Genomic DNA, 7394 nt, shown 5'->3' on the forward strand with positions numbered 1-7394 from the left:
GAATTGAACCGAGGTACAGCGTGATGATTACTCTCCCAAACATTGAGGTTCACTCCCAAATATACTTAAGCGCGAATTCAGTTGTGTACCGAGGGGTAAGCAAGTTAAGTAATACACCAATCATCCTGAAAGTCCTTAAACAGGATTATCCCACCCCTGGGGAACTTACCCGCTACAAACAGGAATATGAGATCACTCGTTCTTTGGATATAAAAGGAGTGATAAAAGTTTATAGCATCCAAGAATATCAAAGAACACTCGTGATGCTGTTGGAAGATTTTGGCGGGGAGTCATTAGCAAAATTGTGTTCACAATTGCCTGGATTTAGCCCGATGCCCTTGGCTGATTTCTTACGTTTGGCGATTCAAGTCACAGAGATATTGGGTAATATTCACAGCAGCAATGTCATTCATAAGGACATTAACCCCAGTAATATCGTTCTCAACAGAGCTACTGGGACGGTGAAAATTATCGATTTTGGGATCGCGACGCGATTTGCCCGCACAGATCCAAGTTTTAAAAACCCTAGTGTTCTAGAAGGCACTGTTGCTTATATCTCGCCGGAGCAAACCGGGAGAATGAACCGGATGCTGGATTACCGCACGGATTTTTACTCACTAGGAGTAACCTTCTACGAACTACTAGTTGGGCAATTACCATTTGTAGCAACAGATGTACTGGAATTGGTGCATTGTCATATTGCTCTTGAGGCTGTTCCACCCCACCAGATGAATGCAGAGATACCTGAAATTGTCTCTAGCATCATTATGAAATTAATGGCAAAAAATGCGGAGGAACGATATCAAAGCGCTTGGGGAATTAAGGCAGATTTAGAAGAATGTCTGCATCAGCTAGAAAACACAGGTGGAATGGAAGCGTTCAAATTAGGTAGTCACGATATTTATGATAAGTTTCAGATTCCGCAAAAACTTTATGGGCGTGAAACCCAAGTTGAGACGTTATTGGAGGCGTTTGAGCGAATCATTACAGGGTCAAGTTCATTAGTAGATGCATCTGCCAACTGCAAGCCTCAAAGTGAGATGATGCTTGTCACAGGCTATTCTGGCATTGGTAAATCAGCTCTAGTCCAAGAAATTTATAAACCTATAACCTCTAAGCGCGGTTATTTTATTACAGGTAAATTTGACCAGTTTGGGCGTAATATTCCTTACTCTGCAATTGTTAATGCTTTTGGCTCATTAGTGCGGCAACTGCTGAGTGAACCAGAAGCTTGTTTACAACAGTGGAGAGAAAACATTCAAGCAGCTTTGGGTGCGAATGGGCAAGTAATTATTGATGTGATTCCTGAAGTCGAACTAATAATTGGCAAACAGCCACCAGTCCCAGAAGTTGGGGCAACTGAAGCTCAAAACCGCTTTAATTTGGTTTTTCAAAAGTTCATTCGGGTGTTTTGTGCAAAAGAACATCCTTTAGTTATCTTTCTGGACGATTTGCAGTGGGTAGACTCAGCAACGTTGAAGTTAATTGAGTTGATGATGAGCGATCGCTCATCACAATACTTGTTTTTGATTGGAGCGTATCGGGAGGAGGAAGTTAACTCAACTCATCAATTAACAATCACTCTGGAGGAGTTGAAAAAAGCGGGGACAACAATTGATCAGATTACTTTAGAGCCTTTAGGGTTGGAGGCTGTAGCTCAATTAATTGCCGATACATTACATAGTGGCACTGCTTGGGTTCAACCTTTAGCAGAGTTAATAATAAATAAAACTGATGGAAATCCCTTCTTTGTGAATGAGTTTCTCAAAACTCTGTACGCTGAAAATCTGCTGAGTTTTGATTTTGCGAGTCGCACCTGGCAATGGGATATCGCTCAAATTCATGCCAGGGATATAACTGACAATGTGGTGGAGTTGATGATTGGCAAGCTCAAGCAACTGCCACAATCAACGCAGAATCTATTAAGTTTGGCAGCTTGTGTTGGTGCTAATTTCAATTTAAGCATCCTCGCTACTATCTGTGAAAAATCACCAGATGAACTTTACCCCGCGTTAGTTGAAGCAGTTCACGCAGGAGTCATCCTACCCATATCCGAATTAGATGCTCAACTATTAATTCAGGATTATAAATTCTTGCATGACCGCATTCAACAAGCGGCGTATGCTCTGATTGGGGAAAATCAAAAACAAATCCTTCACTTACAAATCGGTCGCAATCTGTGGCAGCAAGCAAGCGAAACTTTATCGGAAAATGTCTTTGAGATCGTTGATCATCTTAACCTCAGTATTGCACTGGTGATTGAGCCAGCAGAACGAGAAGCGATCGCACAGTTAAATTTGATTGCAGCAAAGAGAGCAAAAGCTGCGACAGCTTATAATGCCACATTGAGATATCTGACTACAGGGATAAAATTGCTGATCGTAGATAGTTGGCAATATCAATACGATCTCAGCTTAGTTCTGCATGAGGAAGCAGCAGAAGCAGCATACTTGTGCAGTGACTTCGATGAAATGGAGAAATGGGCAACGGTTGTCTTGGAACAAGCCAAGACTGTTCTGGACAAAGTGAAAGTTTATGAGGTCAAAATTCTAACCTGCATCGCGCAGAGTAACAGACTCGAAGCTGTCAAGATAGGGCTACAAGTTCTCGAACAGTTGGGGGTGAGTTTCCCTCAGTTGCCTACTCATCTGGATGTTCAGCAGAAGTTGGAAGAAACAAGAGCTGCTTTGAGGGGGAAGAGTATAGGGGACTTGATTAGCTTGCCTGTGATGACAGATAAATACAAACTTGCAGCCATGCGGATCTCATGTAGTATAGGCGGTGCTACCTATCAAGCTGCACCGATATTGCTACCACTGATTCTGTGCGAACAGATAAACTTATTGCTTGAGTATGGTAACTCTCTCTTTTCTGCTTTTACTTATGCTGGTTACGGACTCATTTTAAGTGGGGTAGCCAATGATATTGATATTGAAACCGCTTATCAATTTGGTGAATTGGCTTTAAATCTGATTGATAGGTTCAATTATACAGGACAGAAGTGTAAGATAAACTTTATAGTTGCAAAGTTCATAACACATATAAAACATCATGTAAAAGAGGCTTTATCACTTTATGAAGAATCTTACTTTAGCGGCATAGAAAATGGAGATTTTGAATATGCTAGCTATGCCGTAAGGACTAAAGGTGAATATTCATACTTCAGTGGTCTAGAACTGGCGAAGTTGGAACGGGAGCTTGCTTTCTGTCATCATGCTATAGCTCAATTGGGGCAGGAAAATGTCTTAACTCAGAATCAAGTCGATCATCAAGTAGTTCTTAATTTACTTGGAAGGGTTGAAAATCCCTGCCACCTACAAGGAGAAGTATACAACGAAAAGAAAATGCTGCCTCTTTATTTAGCTGCCAATGACAGAACTACAATTCATTACCTTTATAGCCATAAGCTTATCCTCTGCTATCTATTTGAAGAGTTTAATAAAGCCGTAGAAAATGCCAGATATACCGAACAGTATTTGGATGGTACGACAGGAGCGCTAAACGTCCCTATATTCTATTTCTATGATTCTCTGGCTCGTCTGGCGATATTTCCATCTATTTCCAGTGTAGAACAAGAAAAGTTACTCCTCAAGGTGAACAGTAATCAAGAAAAAATGCAGAAGTGGGCACACCATGCTCCCATGAATTTCCAGCATAAATACGATTTGGTTCAAGCAGAAAAACTCAGAGTCCTGGGCAATATCTTTGAGGCTGAAGAGTTTTATGAACGAGCAATTATTGGAGCTTGTGAGAACGAATATATCCAAGAAGAAGCATTAGCTTATGAATTAGCAGCCAAGTTTTATGAATCGCGTGGCTTCTCAAAGTTTGCTTCTACTTATATGAAAGAAGCACACTATTGCTATAAGCGCTGGGGAGCAAGCGCCAAAGTTAAAGATTTAGAAACCAGATATCCACATCTTCTGACTACTTCATCAGCAGGGAGGAGCATTACTATACACAGAGATACCAAAACTCCTGTTACGACAACTGACAATAGTTCAAACAAAGATTTGGATTTAGCTACAGTCATCAAAGCATCACAAGCAATTTCCGGTGAAATAGTTCTTGAGAAGTTACTCGCAGCTTTGATGAAAATCTTAATTGAGAATGCCGGGGCGCAAACGGGTTACTTGCTTTTAGAAGCTGAAGGACAATTGCTAATTGAAGCTGTTGGCAAGGTTAATGATGAACAAGTGAGTGTTTTGCAGTCAATCTGCATTGATGATTGCCTACCTTTATCTATCATTAACTATGTTGCACGCACCCATGAAAATGTAGTTTTAAATGATGCAACACATGAGGGCAACTTTACTAGTGAGCCTTATATTGAGGCACATCAAACCAAATCGATTTTGTGTACTCCACTGCTCAACGGTGGTAGGTTGATTGGCATTCTTTACCTAGAAAATAATTTGACAGTTGGGGCATTTACAAAAGAGCGTTTATCAGTCCTAAATTTGTTATCCTCTCAAGCGGCAATCTCAATTGAAAATGCCACCCTCTACACCCAATTAGAACAAAAGGTACAACAGCGCACTGCTCAACTTGCCCAAGCTACAGAGCAAGCACAAGTTGCAAATCTTGCTAAAAGCGCTTTTTTAGCAAACATGAGCCATGAACTTCGGACTCCCTTAAATACGATTCTGGGCTTTTCCCAATTGCTGAATCGCTCAAATGAATTGTCTCAAGAATCCCAAGAATATTTAGATATAATTAACCGCAGCGGTGAACATTTGCTGACTCTGATTAACCAAGTTCTAGAACTATCTAAAATCGAAGCGGGACGGACACTACTTAATGAAACATCTTTCAATCTTCATCGCTTACTGAGTGAATTGGAGAATATGTTCCAACTTAAAGCCAAAGATAAAGATTTATACTTGCGTTTTGAGTTGCAACCGGAAGTGCCACAACTTATCTGTACAGATGAGGTCAAACTACGTCAAGTGTTGATTAATCTGCTCTCCAACGCCCTCAAGTTTACCAAATCAGGGGGTGTGTTGGTGAGAGTATCAGTTTTGCTAGATGAATTATTAGTCGGAGATAACGGACAAGAGAAAATCCACTTTGAAGTTGAAGATACTGGTGTTGGTATTAACACTAAGGAGTTAGAGCAGCTATTTGAAGCCTTTGTACAAACTCAAACTGGTATTCAATCGCAACAAGGGACTGGTTTAGGATTGGCGATCGCTCGCTCGTTTGTACAATTGATGGGAGGCGACATTACTGTTAGTTCTTCTGTGGGGTACGGCAGTGTCTTCAAGTTTGATATTTGCGTATCTTCAGTTGAAATTCCCCAAACCCAAGCACCACAATCAACTCGTCGCGTTTTGGCGCTACAACCAAATCAGCCTAACTATCGCCTTTTAATTGTGGATGACCTGCCCGAAGGTCGCCAACTACTGATGAAATTACTTTCTCCTTTTGGTTTTGAACTGCAACAAGCAACTGATGGTCAACAGGCAATTGAAGTTTGGCAAAAATATTCGCCGCACTTAATATTTATGGATATGCGGCTACCAATACTGAATGGCCTGGAAGCTACAAAACGGATTAAATCCACTACCGCTGGTATTGCTACAAAGATTGTGGCTGTAACTGCCTCGTCTTTAGAGTCAGAGCGGGCCCAAATCCTAGCTGCTGGTTGTGATGACTATATCCGTAAGCCATTCCAAGAGGCTGATATTTTCAATACTATATCTCAGCATCTTGGTGTGCTATATATCTATGATGAAGCAGTTAACACACCACCTGCAACTCAAAACAAGCCAGATATTTTAACTCCCAGTGCTTTAAATGCTTTGGGGGTTGATTTAGTTGAACAGTTGCATTCTTCTGCTAAACGGGTGGATGGCAAGCAAATTCTGAAAATCATTGAGCAAATTTCCCATAATCATGCTGATATTGCCTCAAGCCTTACTGATCTGGTCGATAACTTTTGTTTTGAAGAAATTGTCGCTTTAACTCAACCAGACTAGAACAATACTCCCCAGCATCAAGCACACCCCAGCCCGGATTTCTTGTCAGCTAAATTTTGTGTTTACTTGCACTCGCCACTTATGTGCAATTTGTATTGACTTTTCACGGTATGTCACCTCTTTTGCTCAAGCGCGTTCCCGCACTTTTGGGGCAGAGCATTTTATAACTGGTTAGTGCTTTATCAAATCATACTCGTTTGAAACACACTGTGATTTTTTCATGAACTGATGACAGATGTCATGGTCTTCCCATGACATCTATTCGATGTGGGTAATATCTGTTTCCTATAAATTAAGGCTATCGAGTCAAGGGACACCTGAAATTCAAATTTCATCAGCAACGCCTTAATTTATTTTAGGAGGAGAAACATGGCTCAAATATTATGCCTTTTACAGAAATGTTTTCGGAAAAACATCGTTACCTACATTGCCCTTTGCTTACTATTATTTATCCCCGAAATAGCTTTAGCCCAAAAGGACAATAATTTTGACGATCCTCCACCGCAGACTTCAGGTAGTTCAGGCGGTTCTAGACTGAAGTAGCTGAAGTCTGAGGCGACTTCAAATAAACATTGTTATTTTATCTCTCTTTTTGGGAAGTACTCTGGTTAAGGACAGGTGGATTTTAATTATCGGCATCGGGTAAAAATTTTCGAGCCGCAGACGATCAGACAGAATAATTTACACCACTCTTAAGTACTATCACCCTTGCTTACCTTTGCACGTATTGCTCAAATTTCAATTGAGCGATCGCTTGTACTTATGCCATAAAGTATTTGTTCATCAAACTCTCATCTGATAGTAATTATTAAAATACGTAAACTTGATGAGCATAGGCGTAGCCTGATGTCTAATAACAAGCCCTTCAGGTTCAGGGGTGACGCTCCTAACGTCGCTAACGCTTCGCTAATGCAATCGACATAAACCCCCTTCGCGGAACGTCTCGTAGAGAAGACTGCAACCTCTTCAACGCTCTACATCTATGCACTTGTTAAAGACGCTTGCTTGGAAACTTGATAAGTTGCTTTAATTAAATCGGCTGCCTTTTCGCCAATCATAATTGTGGGTGCGTTGGTATTTCCCGTGGTGATGGTTGGCATAATTGAAGCATCCACGACACGCAACCCTTCAATTCCATATACCCGCAGTTCAGGATCTACTACTGAATCAGAGTCTGTTCCCATTTTGCAAGTGCCAACTGGGTGCCATATAGTATCACACGTTTCTCTGACGTAAGCTTCAAGTGCTTCATCACTAGTTACATCAGCACCGGGAGCAACTTCCTCACCTCGGAAGTCATCAAAGGCAGTGGGGGAGCTATGCGGTTTCGTCAGATCCAGTAAAAAACAAGCGATCACTAAATCATTTTCCCAGTAGTATAAATTTATTTATACTTTTTAAGCAGTATTAACA

Annotated in this window: 2 protein-coding genes and 1 pseudogene; 2 read left to right on the forward strand and 1 reads right to left on the reverse strand. The window is 41.0% G+C overall.

Translation table 11 applies throughout. The features are described from left to right. The first annotated feature begins 23 nt into the window (after window positions 1-23). Both H6G86_RS33285 and H6G86_RS33290 read left to right on the forward strand, forming a co-directional pair. Complete coding sequence (locus H6G86_RS33285) at window positions 24-5981, forward strand: hybrid sensor histidine kinase/response regulator (RefSeq protein ID WP_190937913.1); 5958 nt, start codon at window positions 24-26, stop codon at window positions 5979-5981. A 369-nt stretch (window positions 5982-6350) separates the two neighbouring features. After that, the gene (locus tag H6G86_RS33290) at window positions 6351-6524 is read left to right on the forward strand and encodes a hypothetical protein (protein WP_190937914.1); all 174 of its coding nucleotides are present in this window, start codon (window positions 6351-6353) and stop codon (window positions 6522-6524) included. A gap of 437 nt (window positions 6525-6961) precedes the next feature. Here the strand turns inward: H6G86_RS33290 and H6G86_RS33295 are convergent. Next, a pseudogene (locus tag H6G86_RS33295) lies at window positions 6962-7288 on the reverse strand (GMC oxidoreductase); the annotation flags it as partial. Between the last annotated feature and the right edge of the window lie 106 nt (window positions 7289-7394).

Origin of the sequence: Nostoc sp. FACHB-133 (assembly GCF_014698055.1) — a bacterium.
GTDB lineage: Bacteria > Cyanobacteriota > Cyanobacteriia > Cyanobacteriales > Nostocaceae > Nostoc.

Excerpts from the sequence above, each read along its gene's own strand:
- H6G86_RS33290 (WP_190937914.1), top strand. The coding sequence starts at position 6,351 with ATGGCTCAAATATTATGCCTTTTACAGAAATGTTTTCGGAAAAACATC.
- H6G86_RS33285 (WP_190937913.1), top strand. The coding sequence starts at position 24 with ATGATTACTCTCCCAAACATTGAGGTTCACTCCCAAATATACTTAAGC.